At 58.0% G+C, this 19,976-nt stretch carries 18 protein-coding genes; 9 read left to right on the top strand and 9 right to left on the bottom strand.

The window, feature by feature from the left end:
* A complete protein-coding gene (locus N438_RS09775) occupies positions 1–255 on the bottom strand; it encodes a hypothetical protein (protein WP_022064661.1) in 255 nt (84 codons plus the stop codon).
* 106 nt (positions 256–361) lie between these two features.
* On the opposite strand from N438_RS09775, the gene N438_RS09770 reads away from it, so the two are divergent.
* Together N438_RS09770 and N438_RS09765 are read left to right on the top strand one after the other, a co-directional pair.
* Positions 362–796, top strand: a complete 435-nt coding sequence (locus tag N438_RS09770) for a globin (RefSeq protein WP_012968418.1) — start codon at positions 362–364, stop codon at positions 794–796.
* Between the two features lie 2 nt (positions 797–798).
* Entirely contained in the window at positions 799–3,486 is a 2,688-nt protein-coding gene (locus N438_RS09765) for a response regulator (RefSeq protein WP_116696257.1), read from the top strand.
* A 7-nt stretch (positions 3,487–3,493) separates the two neighbouring features.
* Here the strand turns inward: N438_RS09765 and N438_RS09760 are convergent, their stop codons facing one another.
* The 3 genes from N438_RS09760 to N438_RS09750 all read right to left on the bottom strand — a co-directional run bounded on the left by N438_RS09760 (position 3,494) and on the right by N438_RS09750 (position 6,846).
* Complete coding sequence (locus tag N438_RS09760) at positions 3,494–4,363, bottom strand: aldo/keto reductase (RefSeq protein ID WP_044612814.1); 870 nt, start codon at positions 4,361–4,363, stop codon at positions 3,494–3,496.
* Between the two features lie 78 nt (positions 4,364–4,441).
* Positions 4,442–5,644, bottom strand: coding sequence for an MFS transporter (locus tag N438_RS09755; protein WP_116696256.1), 1,203 nt, complete (start codon positions 5,642–5,644; stop codon positions 4,442–4,444).
* A 65-nt stretch (positions 5,645–5,709) separates the two neighbouring features.
* Entirely contained in the window at positions 5,710–6,846 is a 1,137-nt protein-coding gene (locus N438_RS09750; protein WP_044612816.1) for an alpha/beta hydrolase, read from the bottom strand.
* Positions 6,847–7,018: 172 nt separating this feature from the next.
* Here N438_RS09750 and N438_RS09745 point away from each other — a divergent pair, with 172 nt between their 5' ends.
* Positions 7,019–7,903 (top strand): LysR family transcriptional regulator, encoded by an 885-nt coding sequence (locus N438_RS09745; RefSeq protein ID WP_023340007.1) that lies wholly within the window; start codon positions 7,019–7,021, stop codon positions 7,901–7,903.
* 331 nt (positions 7,904–8,234) lie between these two features.
* On the top strand, positions 8,235–8,621 hold the full coding sequence (locus tag N438_RS09740; RefSeq protein WP_012542004.1) for a glyoxalase/bleomycin resistance/dioxygenase family protein: 387 nt from the start codon (positions 8,235–8,237) through the stop codon (positions 8,619–8,621).
* 144 nt (positions 8,622–8,765) lie between these two features.
* Here N438_RS09740 and N438_RS09735 read toward each other — a convergent pair whose 3' ends face one another.
* Genes N438_RS09735 through N438_RS09725 form a run of 3 tightly spaced genes read right to left on the bottom strand, consistent with a single transcriptional unit; the run spans position 8,766 to position 12,885 of the window.
* Positions 8,766–10,553, bottom strand: a complete 1,788-nt coding sequence (locus N438_RS09735; RefSeq protein WP_071582729.1) for an aryl-sulfate sulfotransferase — start codon at positions 10,551–10,553, stop codon at positions 8,766–8,768.
* Between the two features lie 23 nt (positions 10,554–10,576).
* Complete coding sequence (locus tag N438_RS09730; protein WP_008805217.1) at positions 10,577–11,320, bottom strand: ABC transporter ATP-binding protein; 744 nt, start codon at positions 11,318–11,320, stop codon at positions 10,577–10,579.
* Positions 11,317–12,885: an ABC transporter permease gene (locus tag N438_RS09725; protein ID WP_071582728.1), complete on the bottom strand. Its 1,569-nt coding sequence runs from the start codon at positions 12,883–12,885 to the stop codon at positions 11,317–11,319. Before N438_RS09725 ends, N438_RS09730 begins: the two co-directional genes overlap by 4 nt.
* 223 nt (positions 12,886–13,108) lie before the next feature.
* On the opposite strand from N438_RS09725, the gene N438_RS09720 reads away from it, so the two are divergent.
* Positions 13,109–14,176, top strand: a complete 1,068-nt coding sequence (locus N438_RS09720) for an ABC transporter substrate-binding protein (RefSeq protein ID WP_063106101.1) — start codon at positions 13,109–13,111, stop codon at positions 14,174–14,176.
* Here N438_RS09720 and N438_RS09715 read toward each other — a convergent pair.
* Together N438_RS09715 and N438_RS09710 are read right to left on the bottom strand one after the other, a co-directional pair.
* Positions 14,173–15,117 (bottom strand): LysR family transcriptional regulator, encoded by a 945-nt coding sequence (locus N438_RS09715; RefSeq protein WP_012542009.1) that lies wholly within the window; start codon positions 15,115–15,117, stop codon positions 14,173–14,175. The two genes, N438_RS09720 and N438_RS09715, sit on opposite strands and share 4 nt — an antisense overlap.
* A gap of 171 nt (positions 15,118–15,288) precedes the next feature.
* Entirely contained in the window at positions 15,289–16,176 is an 888-nt protein-coding gene (locus tag N438_RS09710) for a LysR family transcriptional regulator (protein ID WP_032735372.1), read from the bottom strand.
* A gap of 95 nt (positions 16,177–16,271) precedes the next feature.
* Here N438_RS09710 and N438_RS09705 point away from each other — a divergent pair, with 95 nt between their 5' ends.
* From N438_RS09705 to N438_RS09690, 4 genes are read left to right on the top strand one after another with little or no spacing between them, the layout of a single operon-like run.
* A complete protein-coding gene (locus N438_RS09705) occupies positions 16,272–17,060 on the top strand; it encodes a transporter substrate-binding domain-containing protein (RefSeq protein WP_038422385.1) in 789 nt (262 codons plus the stop codon).
* 5 nt (positions 17,061–17,065) lie between these two features.
* Positions 17,066–17,857 carry an amino acid ABC transporter ATP-binding protein gene (locus N438_RS09700; protein WP_008805223.1) on the top strand — a complete coding sequence of 264 codons (792 nt, stop codon included), beginning with the start codon at positions 17,066–17,068 and terminating at the stop codon, positions 17,855–17,857.
* Positions 17,857–18,531 (top strand): amino acid ABC transporter permease, encoded by a 675-nt coding sequence (locus N438_RS09695; RefSeq protein WP_012542012.1) that lies wholly within the window; start codon positions 17,857–17,859, stop codon positions 18,529–18,531. Before N438_RS09700 ends, N438_RS09695 begins: the two co-directional genes overlap by 1 nt.
* 6 nt (positions 18,532–18,537) lie before the next feature.
* Positions 18,538–19,944 carry an MmgE/PrpD family protein gene (locus tag N438_RS09690; protein WP_110196089.1) on the top strand — a complete coding sequence of 469 codons (1,407 nt, stop codon included), beginning with the start codon at positions 18,538–18,540 and terminating at the stop codon, positions 19,942–19,944.
* Positions 19,945–19,976: the final 32 nt, after the last annotated feature.

Below are 19,976 nucleotides of genomic sequence, written 5' to 3'. Positions count from 1 at the left end.
CTAAATCGGCAGGAACCAGATAAGGCTGATCATTCCTTCACGAAACTTGCCGCTGTACGCTATCAGTTTAGTCAGTAGCGGGTTGGCTTGCTCATCAGCAATGGGGTTGTCAACCAGGCTATACTCCAACCTGACGGCAACGCCAATCGACTTTAGCGACAAACCGGCGATAAATGGCTGGTCAGCAAAAGTATCGTGTGGCTGATGCTGGATAAAGACGGGTGAGCGGCGGCCCGCTTTTCCGCAGAATGGCAACGAGGAAATCCTGTAAGGGGAAAACTCATGCATGGCCAGCGCGTGTCGCCTGCGGATCCTAACCCGCCCGGCCGCTGCCGGGCGAACGGGTCATGAGGAACGCACCATGAAGTTTTATCGCGATCTTTTTGAAGCCAGCCTGAATCGCGTCGTACCGGAGCACGATAAAAAGCGCTTTTTTCAGGCCTTCTACAGCACCTTTATCCATATGTCGCCCGAGACGGAGCAGCACTTCTCACGACGCCCGGGCGAGGAAGGCCAGCAGATGATCTTTAAGAGCTTTTTCGCCATGCTGGCGGTCAACGGCGACCTCTTTGTACCCGATTTTCTGGAACGGCTGGCGCGAGCGCAGAGCGAGGAAGGCCTGCGTCTGCCACCGCGGTTTTTTGCCCTGTGGCGAGAAGCCATGCTCAAAACCGTCCGCGCCAGCGATCCACTGTGCGATGAAGAGATCCTCACTGCATGGGCAATGGCGATCGCCCCTGGTCTTGAGTATCTACGCCGCCAGGCGGAGCTCCACTATCAGACCGCAGGTCACTGATCATGCGCGCCGCTAACCGTGTCGACCTCAACGTCCTGCCCTCAGCGGTGATGATCTACGATGAGCGCGAACGACTGCAGGCCTGGAATGATAAGGTGGCGCTGTTTTATCCCGCGATCGCGCCCTGGCTCGCCGTCGGCGCTCCCCTTGAGAGCCTGGCGGAGAAGTTCATCGATGCAGGGTATAACATCGACCCTGGTCGGCAACAGACGCTACGCGAGACGATTATCCGCAACTGCCGCCAGACGAACCACTGCGAGGTCCGCCAGTCGGGCAACCGCCGGATTTACGTTCAGCATCAGCGGCTGGCGGATGGTGGAATTGTCAGTCTGCATACCGACATCACTGAGCTTGACGAGGCCCGACGCGCACGTCACCAGCTTCACGACGATTTTTTATTCACTGCGGAGTCGATCCAGATCGGTATCTGGGACTGGCAGGTCTCCCACGACAACCTGCAGGTGAATGACACCCTGCTGGCGATGGTCGGCCAGTCGCGGGCACAGTGGCGCTATCCGCTGCGTTTTATGCTCAATCTGGTCCACGAGGAAGATCGCGCTACCCTGCAACAGGCGATGATTGCCTCGCAAAACGAGCATATGCCGGTTTTTGAATGTGAACTTCGTGTCCAGCACCCAACGCAGGGCTGGCGCTGGATGCTGCTCTCCGGGCAGATCGTCACCCTCAATATGCAGCAGCAGGCAGAGCGGGTGATCGGGACGTTGCAGGATATTACCCGGCGCAAAGCCGCAGAGCTGCTGGCCATTGAGGCGGCGAAGGAGGCCCGCGAGGCGAACGAAGCGAAAAGCGCCTTCCTCGCCAATATGAGCCACGAAATCCGCACCCCGATGAACGGCATTCTCGGTATGACGCAGCTCTGCCTCGATACGCCGCTGACCGCGGAGCAGCGGGAGTACCTTTCGCTGGTGATGAGCTCAGCCCAGTCGCTGCTGCACATTATTAACGACATTCTTGATTTCTCACGCATTGAGTCGGGCAAGATGCAGGTGGACGAAGAGCCGCTGGAGATCCGCCCCTTTATCCAGTCGCTGATCCGCCCGCATATGCCTGCCGCCAGCGAAAAGGGCCTTGAGCTGCTGGTGGACATCTCACCTGCGGTACCGGAGGTGCTGATCGTCGATGGCCCCCGGCTGCGGCAAATCCTGACTAACCTGTTGGGTAATGCGCTGAAGTTCACACATCAGGGGGAGGTTCTGCTGGCGATAGCGCCGGCCGACGACGAAAGCCGCTGGCGCTTTCGCATTCGCGATACCGGGATCGGCATCGCCCCGGAGAAGCAAAAGGCGATCTTCGAAGCCTTCAGCCAGGCCGATAGCTCTACCACCCGCCGCTACGGCGGCACCGGGCTGGGGTTAACCATTTCAGCCCGCCTGGTCAGCCTGATGGGCGGCGAGCTGATGGTGGAGAGCCAGCCCGGGGCGGGCAGCGAATTTGCCTTCACCCTGCCGCTGGAAGGCCTGAACGCCACGGCCTCCGGTAGCGCTCCGCTGAGCCGCTTCAACCACCAGCGGGTGCTGGTGGTTGACGACAACAGCACCAACCTGCGCCTGCTCGACACCATGCTTCGCCAGATGGGGCTGATGCCAAGCTGCGTGGACAACGCCAGCGAGGCGTTACGTCGGGCCGCCGAAGGGCCGCCCTGGCCGCTGATCCTGCTGGATGCACAGATGCCGGATATGGACGGCGTATCCCTGGCGCTGGAGCTCTCCGCCCTGCCTGAAGCCCGGCAAAGCCAGATTATTATGCTCAGCTCCATGAGCCGCCATTTCGACGCCAATATGCTCAAGCGCATCGGCATTGCCCACTATCTGCATAAACCGGTGGCGCAGCGCGAACTGCATCAGGTTATCGCCGGGATTCTGGTCCCCACGCCAGTAGCGACAACAGCGCCAGCCCCCGTTGCGGCGCCGGTCAGGGCCCAGGCCGGGCTGCATATCCTGCTGGCCGAAGATAACCTGGTGAATCAAAAGGTCGCCAGACGACTGCTGGAACAGCTTGGCCACCGCTGCGAAGTGGTGAATAACGGCCGGGAGGCGCTGGAGCGCTGGCGCGCCGCCTGCTGGGATCTCCTGCTGATCGACCTGCAAATGCCGGAGATGGACGGTGAAACCGCCATCCGCCTGCTGCGCGAAGAGACGCTGGCGCGGGGCCGGGAGCACCAGCCCGCGATGGCCATGACCGCCCACGCCATGCAGGGCGATAGAGAGCGCTGTCTGGCGATGGGCTTCGACGACTATATCGCCAAACCGGTGAGTCAGGAGGCGCTACGGGAAGCCATCGCCCGCGTCGGCGCAGCGGAAGATAGCGGTTTGGAGGAAGAGAAAGGCCTGCCGGACGAGGCCCACCTGCTAAAACAGTGCGCAGACGATCCTGAGCTGGTCGAGGAGTTGCTGGGATTCTTCGCTGAAGGGCTTGACGCCGCAACGGCGGCCCTTACCCACGCCATTGACGCCAATGACCGGGAGACGCTGCGCCGTACCGCCCACAAGCTGCGCGGCGAGGCGGTCACCCTCGGCTTTCAACGCCTTGCCGGGGTGCTCCAGCAGCTGGAGAGCCAGGCGACGTCGCCCGACCAAACCGTGTCTGACGCTCTGCGCGACGCGCTGGCTGAGGCGATCACAGGCTGCCACTTGTGGCTGCGGCGCAGAGCGCAGGCGGCTTCACGCTAAGCTCCTCTCAGTCGTGGATTTTCACCCCCAGACAGCCGCGAACAAATTCAGGGTTAAAGTGTTTCACCGCTTCGCCAACGTAACCTAAATCCAGGGCGCCGATCTGCGCCATTTCGCTCGTGGTGAGCGAGAAATCCCAGATGGCAAAGTTCTCTTCAATACGCTCCTGGCGGGTGGATTTAGGGATCACCGTGACGCCACGCTGCACGTTCCAGCGCAGGATGACCTGTGCAATGGTTTTTTGATGGGCATCGGCAATCCCCTGCAGCATCGCCTCTTGATACGGATTATGTCTGCCACCGCCTAACGGCGCCCACGCTTCCGGCTGAACGTGATAATGCTTCATGGTTTCCAGCGCCGCAGGCTGCGCGAAATAAGGATGCAGTTCAACCTGGTTCACCATCGGCCTGATTCTGACAGTTTCGCAGAAGTTAGCTAACACATGGGGGTAGAAATTGGAGACGCCAATCGCTTTCAGCTTCCCGGCTTCATACGCGTCTTCCAGCGCGCGCCAGGCGCTGAAATAATCGCCCATCGCCTGATGCAACAGATAGAGATCGAAATATTCCAGCCCGGATTTTTTTAAGGACGCGGCAATCCCGGCTTTCGCCATCCCGGTGTTGGCCATGTCCTGGACCCACAGTTTGGAGGTTATAAACAGCGCCTCACGGGTACACAGACCTTCGGCGATGGCTTCGCGAACGGCTTCACCCACCGCATCTTCATTATCGTAGACGGCAGCGGTATCGATAAGGCGGTAGCCGGTACGAATGGCGTTCAGCACTGACTGCTTACACTCTGCTTTATCGGTCACCTTAAAAACGCCAAAACCCAGCATCGGCATTTTAAGGTTGTTACTTAATACAGAATATTCCACGATGAAGCTCCCCTCTTGTTAAAACATCATGGTAAGACAAGAACGCGGTCACGATTAGCCTGTCATTCCTGATTTGACTTATGCATTCAATTCATTAATCGCAGTGCGCTGAGATGATCTGATTTTGACAGAGAGCAGAAAAGTCCCCCCTGCCGCGCCCAGCAATAACAGACCGCTCAGTGCAAACGTGCTGTGCCATCCCAGACTATCAAACACCAGGCCGCCTGCCGTTGACCCGAGGGCAATCGATAGCTGGATCACAGCAACCATAAGACCACCGCCCGCCTCCGCATCTTCGGGCAGCGTCCGCGCAATCCATGTCCACCAGCCGGTGGGCGCCGCCGTCGCCAGCAGGCCCCACAGGCTTAACAGTACGGTGACAGCACCGGTATGGTGCCCGGCCAGCAAAAGCGCTCCGACAATCGCAGCCATAATCAAAGGGATAGCCACCAGCGTCGGATAAAACCGGGCGTGCAGAACGGTCGAAATGATCAGCGTGCCGACAAAACCAGCGACGCCAATCGCCAGTAATATCAGGGGCAGACCAGAAGAACTGACCCGGGTCACCGTCTCCAGAAACGGTCGCACATAGGTAAATAAGGTAAACTGCCCCATAAAGAACAGCCCGCAGGCCAGCAATCCAAGGGATACCGTCGAGCGGCGGAACAGACGCAGCACGGTTCCCTGCCGCTGTGGTGCGCGCTGGCTTTTCATCGACGGCAGGCTAACGCATTGCCAGATGAAGGCTACCATCGCCAGCGGAACAAGACATAAAAAGGCACCGCGCCAGCCGACAGTGGCCCCCAGGTAGCTGCCCAGCGGCGCTGCCACAACGGTGGCCAGCGCGTTACCGCCGTTAAAGATGGCCAGTGCGCGGGGGACCTGGCGTTGCGGCACCAGCCGAATGGCCGTTGCCGCCGACATCGACCAGAAGCCGCCGATGACGATCCCGATGAGCGCTCTGCCCAGCATATAAACCGGGAAACTGGACGCCAGGGCAATCATCAATCCTGAGGCCGCCATCAACGCCGTGAGCCCCAGCAACAGCCATTTACGGTCCAGCGACCCGGTAAGACGGGAAATCGTCAGGCTGGTCAATACCGCCAGCGCGCCAGAAAGCGCGATCCCCTGGCCTGCTAATCCCTCGGTAATGTGTAAATCACCCGCGATGGGTGTCAACAGACTGACCGGCATAAACTCTGAGGCAATGAGCACAAATACGCAGAGCGTCATCGCCAGGACGCCGCTCCAGTATGCGCGGGTGTTATGTAATCCAGACATTATTTATCTCCGACAAAACAAAGCCGCCTGCAGGCGGCTTTGGGGATGTCTCCGGCACAGGAGAGCTATTGCAGGTTGGTTTTGAAAAATTGAGTGAATGTAGCAAAGGGAATTTTGCCCGCGACGTTGTCATAGAGATCGACGTGGTTTGCGCCAGGGACAATCACCAGCGCTTTCTCTTTACTGCCGATCGCCTTAAAGGCATCTTCGGCAAAATAGCGTGAATGGGCTTGTTCGCCGGTCACAATAAGCGTCGGAATAGTCACTTCGCTGGCGTAACTCAGCAGCGGCATATTCATAAACGACAGCGGCATCGTCGCATTCCAAGCCCCGGTTGAATTAACCGAACGCGCATGGAAACCTCGCGGCATACGGTAATAATCGAAGAACTCTTTCAGGACCGGATTGGGGTTGGCGGGCAAGGTTTCCGGCAAAATACGATCGGCAGCGCTGACGTTGCCTTTATCATCAACATATATGTCATGCCCACCGGGGGCAAAAGTGCCGTTTGCCGCATCCTTCCAGCGCTGCGCGTTCAAATACTGCAGAACCGCTCGGCGGTCGGCTGTCGAGTAGCGATCTTTGCCATCGCCTACCCCATGACCCATCGCGCGGCTCATGTCATACATGACGCTGGTCGCCACCGCTTTGACGCGGGTATCCATCGCCGCGTCGTTTAGGGCCATACCGCCCCAGCCGCAAATGCCGAGCAAACCGATACGGTTGCGATCCACCTCTTTTTGCAGGCCCAGAAAGTCCACCGCGGCACTGAAATCCTCGGTATTGATATCCGGTGAGGCCATGTTGCGTGGGTAACCACCGCTCTCGCCCGTATAGGACGGATCAAACGCCAGGGTGACAAATCCTTGTCCGGCCAGCGTCTGGGCATACAGGCCGCTGGACTGCTCTTTCACCGCCCCGAAGGGACCGCTAACGGCAATGGCGGCCAGTTTGCGTTCACCGCGATCCTTCGGCAGGTAGAGATCGCCAACTAAGGTTATCCCGTAGCGGTTCTGGAAGGTCACCTTACGGTGATCCACTTTCGAACTCTCAGCAAACGTTTTATCCCATTTTTCAATCAATGAAACAGGCGCATTCGGGTTAGTTGTCTCAGCAGAGCTCATCGTTGTGACTCCAGTTAATGAGGCGCAAAGCAGCATGGCGGGTATCGCGGCTGTCAGTTTTTTGGTGAAAACCGTCATCAAAATTCCCCTAAATAAACGTGATCAATGCAAGTCTTCAGTAGACAACGCTGCTGTGCTTTGTTGTCGTGCGCTTAGTGTAGCCAGCAGTAATGGTTCTTATTAGGGGGTGAAAAATGCTAAGATTAATACCATATTGTTCTAAATGGCATGCGGGTGACGAGGCGGGAGAATGGCGAAACGGGAAAACTATAATGACCTTTATCTGTTTATGCAGGTGGTGCGGGAAGGCAGTTTTACCGCCGCAGCGCAACGACTTGGCCTGGCGCAGTCCGGGGTAAGCCGTGCGGTTCGCGAACTCGAAGAGCGGCTGGGCGTTCAGCTTCTGGTGCGCACCACCCGCCGGTTGTCGCTCACTCAGGCGGGTGAGCAGCTCTATCACAATGTCGAATCCGGTTTCGACGCCTTAGATATGGGACTCGCCACGCTGGCCCACTATCGTCAAACGCCCTCCGGTACGGTACGCATCAATGCCAGCCAGCATGCCATTGATAAAGTCCTGCTGCCGAAGCTGGCAGTATTTAAACACCGCTATCCCGATATCAGACTGGAACTGATCAGCGAAAGCCGGTTTGTCGATATTATTGCGGAGCGATTCGATGCGGGCGTGCGTCTGGGCCCGGAAGTCGGGAGTGGTATGATTGCGGTACGCATTTCGCCCGATATGGAGATGGCTGTTGTCGGTACCCCGGAACATTTTCGCCGCTACGGCTTTCCACAAACGCCCGCCGATTTAGTCGCCCACCCCTGCATCGCTTATCAGTTCGGCGACGGCAGCCTTTACGCCTGGGAACTTAATGTGGATGGCAAAAAAATCGCCCACCCGCCTCAGGGACAGTGGGCTTTCGCCGATAGCTATATGGAGGCCAAAGCGGCGAGGCTCGGTCTGGGGCTGGCCTATGTCCCGGAAGAGCTGATTACCGACGATCTAGCCCAGGGCACACTTATCCGGGTGCTCCAGCGTTATAGCCAGCGTCTGGAAGGTTCATTTCTCTATTACCCGCACCGCAATGTGTCGCCCGCGCTGAGAGCGGTCATTGATACATTGCGAATGTAGCTGAGGTTGCCTGCAGGCAGCAGACCACCGGTAGCGGTTGGTGGAGGGGTCTGAACTCAGAGCTTTCGCTTAATTCCGAACCATGCAAATTGTTAGGCGAGGCGGAAATGATCTGATATCAGTATCAATTTTGCGACTTACCTATGTGATCATAAAGTTATAATACAGCACCGCTTCGTAACGAGTTAAAAAAACGCATATTTCCCTGCTACGCAAACCCTTTTTCTTCGCCTACCCACGCCTGTTGTTGAAATACCTCCAAAACGCTTAAGCATGCCTTTCCACCTCAGGGCTGCTACGCTAACTCTCAGTCAATGGCGAAGGAGGCGTAATGAAAGTCCTCAATATCCTGGTCCGTCGATGCGTGCTGATTACCCGCTTTGAAGAGACCGTTTCGTTTTATGAAAACCTTATCGCGCAGACGGCCAGGTTGCGTTTCGACTATCCCGAATACGATCTCAAACTGGCGCAGGTGGGTTCAGTGCTTTTAATCGGCGGAACCGAGCAAAGCCTGGCGCCTTTTCGCGCCACCGAGGCCACTTTCCTGGTCAACGACATTACCGCCTGGGAGAAACATCTGCCTTCCACCGGAGCAACGATTATCAATCCGGTGAAGGCCGTGCCCACCGGCTGGAACATGCTGGTTCGGCATCCGGATGGCATGATTGCCGAATACGTTGAGCATCATGACAAAAACCCAGCAGATGAGATCTTCTGATGCTTCGCTTTCAGAGGGTTGGACCTGGTATCAGTCGGCTATACTGCCAGAAAAGTGCGCTTTCTGCTGTAGCCAGAGAGGGAGAGAGGGAGAAACTGGCGCTGCAAGCCGCAGCGCCACAGTTATCCTCTTACCCGGATAGCATCACAGGCTGACACTGTTCAACCAGTTGAGCAGACTTTCCACTGAGTATTGCGTCGGTGCGCGCGATATCGGCTGCCCCGATGTTATCAACAGCAGCGTCGGCAGGCCGCGTACGCCGAGGTCGCTGGCCAGTTCCTGATGCAGGTCGGCATCCAGATAGCGCGTTTCAAACTGAGCAATCCGCTGGCTGAGTTTTTCATGGGCCAGTAGCTGCCAGTGTTTACGGCAGTGCACACAGCGCTCCGCGCCAACGAACAGCAGCACGGGTCGTTCACCCTCCAGTTCACTCGCCGCGCTTATCGGCCGGAATGCGCTTTCCGCAACGCGGAACAGCTTCGGACTGCGGCGCAGCGTATCGTTATCGGTTGCGACGCACAGCGCATCGGCGCTTTTACTGTACGGCTGTACGCCCGCCACGCGCACCACGCTCTGCGCCGGGCCCGCCGCCGCCGCGCCCGGCTGACGCAGAGTGCGGACATCAACTGCCGCAATCGGCGTCTCCTGCGGTTGCGCAAGCTGCGGGATCCACGCGTAAGGAATGCGGTAGGCGCGGTAAACCATATTATTATTCAGCGTCTTGCCCCAGAACGGCGAAATATATTCCCAGACAATGTCGTGATCGCGGGTCACTTCAAAAATACGGCCGTTCGAACCTTCGTTAATCAACGTATTGCCATTTTCCAGGCGCTGCATATTGCTGATATACGGGCTGTAGAAGCGGTATGAATCAGTCGGCTGCGGCAGGTCCGCTTCATAAGGCGAGTAGCGCCACTCAATATCGAGGGTCAGCGGGTTGATCTCAAGGATCCGTGAATAATCGCGCCAGGCGTTTTTCACCCCATCCGCCGATGCCGGGTTAGGCGCACCGTATCCGGCCCAACCGCCGTTGTCGAAAATCAGGATATTGCCCGCCCCCGGCAACCCCTGGGGGATCATATGCGCATGATGCTGGCCGATGATCCAGCCGATGTGCTTCAGCTCCGGTTTGCTGTAGTCCGGGCCGAGCTGCCAGACTATTTTGCCGCTCTGCTTATCGATAATGGCGATAATATTGGATTCGCGGGCGTCCCAGATAATGTTGTCGGGATGAAAGCGCGCATCGCCGGCGTCATACCATTTATTCGGCCCCAGCGCCGACATCGAGTTGATATGCATCCAGTCGCCCATTCCGCCGCCGCTGGCGCGCATATTCGGGTTATTGTACAGCGCGGTGCGCGCCGCATCGTCGAAGCCCAGCTCATGAAAATGGTCGCTGCAGCGCCACTCCCAGACCACATTGCCCTGCCAGTCGACTTCAATAATGGTGTCGTCCAGCAGCAGCTTGTCGGAGATCGCTTCATTCACCAGATTGGTGTGGGCGAGGATCAGGGTATTGCCGCCATCGACCTGCGGCTCCAGCCCCGGCGCGTAGTAGCCGACGGGGTTACCCGCTCGCTGATAGTCGTGATGAGCGCGCGCCATCCAACGCGTTTCATTGCCAGGGTCGCTGACCTGTTCGTAGTGGTCGAATTTCCAGGTCACGTTGCCCTCCCAGTCCACCTGGATCAGATCGAGCATATCCTGCATGCCATAGCGCGGGTCGCGCTCGCCGCTGTGGCCAAGGATGGCGCCGCCGGGCAGAATTTTGTTGGGAAACCCATGCAGTTCAGGCCATTCCCGCACCACGTGACCATTCATATCCACCAGTACCGCGCCGTGTTCGGTGGCCTGGAAAAGGGTGTAGCCGCTCCAGGCGCGCTGCGGATCGTAAAGGGTGGCGCTGGTCGGGTAAACGGAAGGATGTCCCATATGTTGCTCCTTAAATAATAAAATCAGACAGAAGTAATCAGGTTGCGAATGTGGCGGCAGGCGGCGGTAAACGAGTCATCATCACGCTGGCGCGGATGAGGCAGCGCCAGGTTCACGATTTCTCGTATCCGCCCCGGACGCGGGGAGAGCACGACGACGCGATCGGCCAGGGCGACGGCCTCTTCCACATCGTGCGTCACCAGTAACGTGGTGGTTCCCGCGCTTTGGTGGATCTGTAAAAGTTCCTGCTGCAGGGTGTGACGCGTCAGGGCATCCAGCGCGCCGAAAGGCTCATCGAGCATCAGGATCTGCGGGCGGGCCACCAGACCGCGGGCAATAGCCACCCGCTGGGCCATGCCGCCGGAAAGCTGCGCGGGCAGCGCGCTGGCGAACTCGCTGAGCTGCACGCGCGCCAGCATCTCCAGTGCCCGCTGGCGCTTCGTCGCCCGGGTGAGCTTTTCATCCGCCAGACCGAGCATCACGTTGTCGAGCACGTTAAGCCACGGGAACAGGCGCGGCTCCTGAAACACAATGCCGCGCTCTTTGCCCACGCCGGTGACCGGCTCGCCGTTAATACAAATATCCCCCTGGGTGGCAGACTCAAGGCCCACCAGCATCCGTAGCAGCGTCGATTTACCGCAGCCGCTGCTGCCCACCAGCGCGACCAGTTCACCGGCGGCGATATCCAGGTTGAAATTCTGTAGCGCCGTCACCTGTTGCCAGGATTTACGCACGTGGCGAAAAGAGACCAGAGTTGAAGAGGTCATAACTGCTCCTGTTGACGCCAGCGGGTGGCGCGCATTTCCAGTAAACGTCCGGCTTTATCCAGCGCCGCGCCGGTGATACCGACCAGCACCATGCCGCAGAGAATAGTGGGCATATCCAGCAGCTGCTGGGCATTGATCATCAGGCTGCCGATCCCGACGCCGGAGGACATGAAATATTCCGCGCCGATATTGCCAAGCCAGGCGTAAATCAGCGCCAGCCGCAGACCGGCAAAGATCCCAGGCGCGGCACCGGGAAGAATGACCCGGCGCAGGCGTGCGAATTCGCCCAGCCGCAGCACCCTGGCGACTTCATCGAGTTGCGGGTTTCGCTGAAGCACCGCCTGCAGAGCGCTGAAGAACATAGGAAAGAACGACGCCAGCGCGATAAAGACGATTTTGCCGCCGTTATCGTTACCCACCCATGCCGTCAGCAGCGGCAGCCAGGCAAACAGAGCAATATGGCGCAGCACGTTAAGCGTGGGGGTAAAAATTTGTCCGGCGCGTGGGCGCAGCGCCAGCAGCAGTCCGCAGAGCAAACCGCCGGCAATCCCCAGCGCGCCGCCGACAACCGCTCTCCCCAGACTGGCCAGCATCGCGGCGCTCAGCTCTCCGTTCAGGATCCCCTGAACAAAACGTGCCGCCACCGCCAGCGGCGAAGAGAATAATCCGCTATCAATCCAGCCCCACTGGCTGGCCAGCTGCCACAGCGCCAGCAGGACTATCGGCAGCGGTAACGCCCACCAGCTGGCCTGCGGTTTCCACGCCAGGCGTCCGGCGGCTGGCTGCGGCCAGAACACCAGTCGGGAACAGGCCCGATTCGCCGCCCACTCCATCAGCATGCCGCTCAGGCCAACCACCGCGATGGTGACAAAGACGATATCCAGTTGAAACAGCTGGCGGCCCCAGACCATCAGGTAGCCAATACCTTCGGAAGAAGCCAACAGCTCGACAACGATAAGCGATACCCAGGCCTGCGAAAGCGCCAGACGCAGACCGGTAAACCAGCCCGGCAGGCTTGCCGGGATCACCAGCCAGCGCAGCCGCTGCCAGCGGGAGAAGTTCATCACCCTGCCGGCTTCGCTCAGGGTCTGCGGCACGCTGGCTACCGCCTGCTGAGTGTTGATGGTCATCGGCACCACAGTGGTTTTCACGATAACCGCCAGCTTGAGGCCGTTATCAATCCCGAACAGCACCATCAATAGCGGGATCCAACCGAGCGTCGGAATTTGCGCCAGCGCGTAGAACAGCGGTTCCACCCGCTGCGCGGCCGCTGGCACCAGGCCAAACAGCGCCCCGAGCAGCGTGCCGGCGATGGCGCCCAGCAGCAGGCCAAGCGCCAGATGCTGGAGACTAAATCCCCACTGCGCCAGCAGATCGCCGCTCAGCAGCGACAATGCGGTATCGGCAACCACCGACGGGGCGGGCAAAATTTGCGCGGGCATCCATCCCTCGCGGGCGGCGATGTACCACAGCAACAACAGTAGCGCTGGCAGCAGCCACGGCCAGCCGTTAAGCCGGAAACACGGCCTGCCAGGGGCATCGGTTCTTAAGATCATCTGCGACATATCGGTCCACTCATCGGAAAGTGATGCCGCTATGAAAACGTGACTCACGCTGCCCCGCTATTGCGTAAGGCGAATAATCCCGATGCATCGAATGCATTTCAGCCTGGCGAGCACGCGGCGTCTGATTTAGCTTTTTTTCACCCATGCTTGGCGAATAAAAGCATTTAACACACGGCCCGCCGGCTCTTTAGGGTGAGAAAAAAACTCAAGGGAGCAATACGTTATGATGAAAGCATTTTTTAGCCGCAGCTTGATGGCATTGGTCGCGGTCATCGGTCTGGCGGTAAACGCCCAAGCCGAGACGCTACGAACCATTCGCATCGGCGTGCCGGATCAGAGCGCCGGCAGTCAACCTTTTATTGAGGGGCCGGTCGGCATGGCGTTTATCCGCCATCAGCTGGAAGAGGTGTTTAAACCGCAGGGTGTGGAAGTACAGTGGCAGTTTTTCAAGGGGGCAGGCCCGGCGGTGAATGAAGCGTTAGCCAACCGACAGCTTGATTTTGTTTACCTCGGCGATCTGGCGGCGATTATCGGTAAGGCCAATGGTCTGCCGACACGCCTGCTTCTGGGCAGCCGCGGCTCGGAATCCTGGCTCGCGGTAACCAAAGCCTCGGGTATTAAAACGCTGGCCGACCTGAAAGGCAAACGGGTGGCGGTCTATCGCGGTACGGCGGACCAGCTGGCCTTTGACCGGGCGCTGCAAACCGCCGGCCTCAATGAGCGCAGTTTGCAGGTCATCAACCTTGACTGGAACGCGGGTAAAGCGGCGCTGGCGGCCGGTCGCGTCGATGCGGTATGGGGAGGCGTCTCCCTGCTGGCGCTACGCGGCGACAAAATTGATGTGGTGGTTAAAAGCGGCGATTCAGGCCGCCAGAACACCACTCAGGCGGGGTTCCTCGGCACGCAGACGTTTATCGAGACCTGGCCGCAGGCGACTCAGCAGATCGTTAATGTGCTGGTGAAGAATGCCGCTGAAATCAGCGATCCGGCGAATCGAGACGCCTGGTCTGCCGAGATGGCGCAGCAAAGCCAGATCCCCAAGGCGTTATTTCTGGAAGCGCTGCAGCCACAGGATCTGAACTTTACCACCTCACCGCGTATTGATCCGTTCCTGACCGACAGCTTCAGCAGTAGCGTCGAGCAGGCTAAATCGGGTCGTCTGATCCGCAGCGCTTTTGACGTTAAGCAGTGGGTGGACGGCCAGTTTGTCGAGCAGGCGCTGAAAACGCAGCAACTGGAAAACCGCTGGCCACCGTACGATGCCAAAGGTGAGGCGAAAAACGCCGGTTAATCCCCCTCCTCCTGCGCCAGCAGCTGAAGCTGATGCTGACGGTCGGTGTGGAGGATAATCTCAATCAGCCTCTCAACCAGCGGCGGCTGAATCGCGTGAACCGGGGAGATAATGGCAAACCGGGTCTGCATTAGCCGCCACTCATCTGGCAGATCGCTAAGTTCCAGTTTCACCAGCCGATGGCTGTGCTGGCACAACGCGAAGCCGTCCTCGCTGGCGAAGCTTATCGCGTGGGTTTGCGCCAGAGTGGAAAGCAGCGCGTAAATATGGTCGCACTGGATCGCGGGCGTAAAGTCCTGTTGCTGGCTGAGGGTTGCCAGTACCTTGCGTACCCCCGGCGGCAAATAGGGGGCGGCAAAAGGGTAGCGCAACATCTCCTGAATCGAGATCGTCCCCTGTTTTGCCAGCGGATGTTCGGCATGGCAGACAAAGAAACAGCGTTGTGGGCTAAGCGGCTGCACGCGTAACTGCGGGTCAAGCTCGGCCTGCCAGCTATCGGCGACCACAAAAGGATAGTGCTGGGAGGTAAGCGCCTGATGCAGAGCAAGCCAGTTATCAATGTGAAAACGCACCCTCGCCTGCGGCAAAAGACGATGAAACTCTCCGATGGCCGCCGGAATCAGCCTCGCGCCGGGAGCCGGGCCGCAGCCAAAAGCGACCTCGCCATTTTGCGCATCGTCCGCCTCACGCAGCTGGCTACTAAGCTCAATGTTGAGTTCCTGAAAACGGCGCGCATAAGGCAGCAGCTTTTGCCCGTGCAGCGTGAGCGTCGGTAGCTTGCTCTGGCGGTCGAATAAAGGATGACCGACACTCTGCTCCAGCGCCTGAATGCTGCGGCTAAACGCCGATTGCGACAGGCAAACCGCCTCCGCCGCACGATTAAAACTGCCGTACTCCACTAGCGCTACAAAATTGCGTAACTGGCGAAAATCCAGATGCATCGATCCGCTCCCTTCCCTCTACTATTCAACAAAAGTACTGGAAGGCGGCCTGGCGGTAAACCACAGACACCACTCCCGGTGGATTAGCGCACCGTGACTGGGGTGAAAGTTCGCGTTGCAGAATAGTGATGAACCTGCATGAGCGGCCAGCCACAGAGCCTCACGCTGATCTCACGTTTCAGCCATTAATTCCGTCATCACTTTCGCAAACACTTCGCCCGGCTGCGACAGGGTGCTATGTCCATCCGTCACCGCCACGACAGACACCGGCAACGCATGACGGAACGGCCGCACCGCCAGACCGCTGGTGTCGACGCCCTGTAGAGAAAAACTGTCAACAATAGTCATACTGTTGTTGCCGTGTCTGACAAGATTAATCGCCATGCTGTAGCGGTTGGTTTCTACCGCCGCCACCTGGCGCTGGCGGAACGCCGGCACCTCTTCGGCAATCATGGCAACCAGCCGCGCGTCGGTCGTGATATACACCAGGTCGCGTGTCGGGATATCCTGCCAATGGATTTCCGTCTGCTGCGCCAGCGGATGCTGCCCGGGCAGCACACACACCATTTCACCCCGGCAGATGGCCAACGGGTTCTCCTCTGGTTCGTAGCCGGGTTTCACCAGAAAACCGAGATCGTAACGCCCTTCTTCAACCGCCGTCTCAATTTCATTGTTGAGACACATATCCGCCACCACACCATAATCGGGAAAGGTCTGCCGAAAACGCGCCACCGCCAGCGGCAATATATTCAGCGCCAGCGCAGGCGTGGCACAGACCCGCAACTGACCAACGCGATACTGGCGGATGTGATCAACAAAACGCTCAAAACGAAGCCGGTCCTGATGCACGCGCAGCGCCTCTTTATACAGCGCTCTGGCTTCCGCGGTTGGCTGCATCTTCCCTTGATAGCGCTCAAACAGGCTGAACCCCATCTGCTGCTCGATAAGCGCCAGGCTTTTACTCACCGAAGGCTGCGACATGGCCAGCTGCGCCGCTGCCGCTGTCACTGAACCTAGCTGAACGATACTGATAAAGACCTCGAGTTGCTTGGGTGTCATTGCCATTTTCCTGATAACGATATGCTGATTATGCATTTAAAAAATATGCACTCAGGGTTATAGAATCCATAATTATATTCACCAGAGGGCATAAAATGAAATTTTTCACGTCACGCTTCATGTCGATATTGTTGCTTATACCGGGGATGTTCTTAGCCCAGTCTCCTGCTCAGGCCGGGGAAGAAATCAATACGATTCTGCCAGACCATGTGATCCGCGTCGGTGCGGTCAACGCACCGCCGTGGTATCAGAAAGATCTGCTGACCAACCAGTGGACCGGGCTGGTTCCGGATGTTGTGCAGGCGATATTTAAAAACACCGATATCAAGATTGAATACGTTGATACGCAATGGGGCACCGCCGTCGCGGGTTTACAGTCCAACCGCTTCGATATTTTAGGTGGTTTTAATAATACGCCAGAAAGGGCCAAAGCCGTCGACTTTACCCGCCCTATGGGCTCGCACCAGATGGGCGTCTTGACTCTGGAAAAAGAGACGCAGAAATATCAGCGCTGGGACACCATCAACACTTCGCAGACCAGGCTCAGCGCGATTGATGGCTCGGCAGCCGTCACGCTGCTGCAGCCTCAACTGGACAAAGCCCAGTGGATTATCGTTCCCGATAGCGACAACATGCAGCTCCAGATGGAGAGCGGCCGCGCGGATGCCATCGTCACTAACGATATCCAGATGGCGCAATATATTCAAAAGCGTCATCAGGGCACAATGATTATTCCACAGCCGATCAAAGAACAGGCAACCAATATGGGCCTGCGTAAAGAACGACCGGAATTACAGGCGTGGCTGAATGGACGGCTCGAACAGCTGGATAAAGACGGCACGCTGAAAAAAATATGGCAGAAATATACTCACCCAGCGAAATAACTCTGATGAACCCACAATCATTATTACCGTTACTGAAAATTGAAGCGCTTAGCAAATCATTTTCAGGTAATAAAATTATAGATGATGTTTCTTTCGCGGTTCGTCCCTCGGAGGTGATTGGCATCATTGGCCGCAGCGGCGCGGGTAAATCCACGCTGCTGCGTTGCCTGAACATGCTTGAAGTCCCGGATAGTGGGCATATTTGGCTGGGTGAGGAAGAAATAGGCTTTCACGGCGCGCAGAGAAAACAGGTCACACAGCGCACATTAGCGCGCCAGCGTGCCTCAATGACAATGGTATTCCAGCACTTTAATCTGTGGCCACACCGCAGTGTATTGCAGAATATTATTGAAGGTCCGGTACAGGTCCTGGGCTTGCCGCGTAAAAAAGCCATCGAAAAAGCCATGGCGCTGCTCACGCGTATGGGCCTGCAAGAAAAAGCCGGAGACTTCCCGGTTCAACTTTCAGGCGGTCAGCAGCAGCGGGTATCTATCGCCCGCGCCCTGGCCATGGCGCCGCAAGTGATCCTGTTTGACGAACCGACTTCCGCACTCGATCCGGAATCTGTCGGGGAGGTGTTGTCCGTTATTTCCGAACTGGCGGCCAGCGGCACCACCATGCTGGTGGTTACCCATGAAATGCGTTTTGCCCTGCAGGTATGTAGTCGGCTGCTGTTGATGGATAATGGCAAACTGGTGGAAGAAGCATCCCCTCAGGAGATCTGGTCACGGCCGCCCGATGCCCCTATCCGACGCTTTATGACGCTGTCCGGCGTAACGGCAGAGGAGCTGCGCTAATGTCTTATCACTGGGATTTCTCAATACTGTGGCAATATCACGCGGTTTTGCTGGAAGGGATATTGACCACCTTTAAAATTGTGCTGGCCTCAGTCACGTTAAGCATTCTTGGCGGAGCGCTGCTGGCCCCGTTGCGCGGCGCGTCCAGGGCGGTCATCCGCTTACCCACCCAGGGGTTGATTGAGATTGTGCGTTCAATCCCCCCTCTGGTGCTGATTGTCTGGGCCTACTACTGTCTGCCCATTTTGTTCGGCCTGACCCTCTCCTCGTATCTGACCTGTGTCCTCGCCATCTCGTTATATGGCAGCGTATTTTTCGCTGAAATATTTCGTTCTGGTATGCAATCGGTCGATCATGGTCTGGTCGAAGCGGGCCTGTCGGTGGGGATGTCACCGCTGAAAGTATTAGTTCGCATTACCGCGCCGGTAGCCTTTTTGCGAATTTTACCGGCGTTTGTCAGCCAGTGCGTGATGTCGGTTAAGAATTCCGTGCTGGCGAGTTATATCGCAACGGGTGAGATCCTCTATCAAGGGCAACGGCTGAGTACCGCCACCTTCCGCCCTCTGGAGACACTGACTTTTGTGGCGCTGTTTTTCGTCGCCACCATTCTTCCGCTGTCACTGCTGGCAAGCTATGCCGAGCGCCGGATCCGCAGCCGCTACTTCAAACGTTGAGTAACCATGACTATTTCCGCAACACGCCAGCTGGTCAATTTTGCCAGTACCTTATCTGCGCCAGCTATCCCGGCTCCCCTTCGGCGCAAAATTCGACTGCATTTACTGGATGCCCTCGCCTGCGGTTGGGCGGCCAGTGGCCACCGGGTCAGCGAACCGATGATACGCGCCTCCCGGCTATTTGGTGGAAACGGTCACTGTAGCGTTTTCGGTGAGTCCGGTTTCAGCCCATTGGCGGCCGCGTTCGCGAACGCCGCCATGATAAACGGCCTGGATCACGATGACGGTGTGGAGATCGACGGCAAAGGGCTCGGCCATCCGGGGGCCACACTGGTTGCCGCCGCGATGGTTGCGCTTGACCTCAATCCTGAGCCGGTAGCTCAGGACGTGCTGATTACCACCCTGGCGGCCGGTTTCGAGGTGAATAACCGGCTCATCCACGCCATCCAGCCTTCGGCAGAACGCTTCAGCCAGGTCTACGGCGTGGCGCAGCATCAATCCATCGGCGCAGCCGTGGTGGCCGGTCGGTTGTTGGGGTTAAACCCTGAGCAATTACATCACGCGGTGGGCCTGGCCGCCGCGTTAACACCGCTCCCCAGCCTGCACCAGTATAACTGGCGACAACGGCCGCTGTTGTCGCTCAAAGATGCCGTGGCGCCCGCCGCGCAAGCCGCCGTGCAGGCGGTGATAATGGCGCAGCAAGGCCTCAGCGGCAGCCTTGATGTACTCGATGGCGAACAGGGTTTCTGGCGGATGATTGGCTCCGACCAGTTCGCGCCAGACAGGTTGACCGATGAGCTCGGCAGTCACTGGTACGCTGGCTACGGTAGCTTTAAGCGATATCCCGCCTGCCGCTGGCTGGCCTGCGCGCTGGAATGCATGGAGGGCATCATGCAGCAGACCGGCTGGTCTGTTGCGGATCTCCGCACCATTGAGGTACAAAGCTTCCCCCGCCTGGTCAATGATATGATGGACTATCGGCCGCAAACGGTGACCGACGCGCAGTTCAGCCTGCCGTGGACGCTGGCAGCGATCGCCGCTGGCCTGGCGCCGGGTGCCGACTGGTATACTGAAGACAATATGCAAAACCCAGCCTTGCTGGCGCTGGCGGATAAAGTCACGGCCACTGTCACACCTGAATTTACACAACGAATGAACGGTCCGGCACGCCAGCCTGGCGCGCGCGTTGTGGTCACAAACAGCCGTGGCGAATGTGCAGTGCAGGAACGCTACAAACCCCTGGGCAGCGCCGAGCGGCCGCTTAGCGATGGGGAAATTATTGCCAAAGCGCGGCGAAATTTGCCCGGACATAAGATAAAGGTTAACGAACTGCTTACGAGCGTGATGGAGGAGGAAACGGCTCGGTATTACTCCTCTTCGGCAGACCTGATGGGCTTTTCGCTACCGGCGTAGCAAGGGTTGCCTGACATTGTCAGGCAACCACG

The organism is Klebsiella sp. GL120222-02 (genome assembly GCF_003097195.1).
GTDB classification, from domain to species: Bacteria; Pseudomonadota; Gammaproteobacteria; order Enterobacterales; family Enterobacteriaceae; genus Klebsiella; species Klebsiella variicola.
The sequence above is the reverse complement of the archived record's forward strand: the minus strand, read 5'-3'. Positions and strand labels throughout refer to the sequence as shown.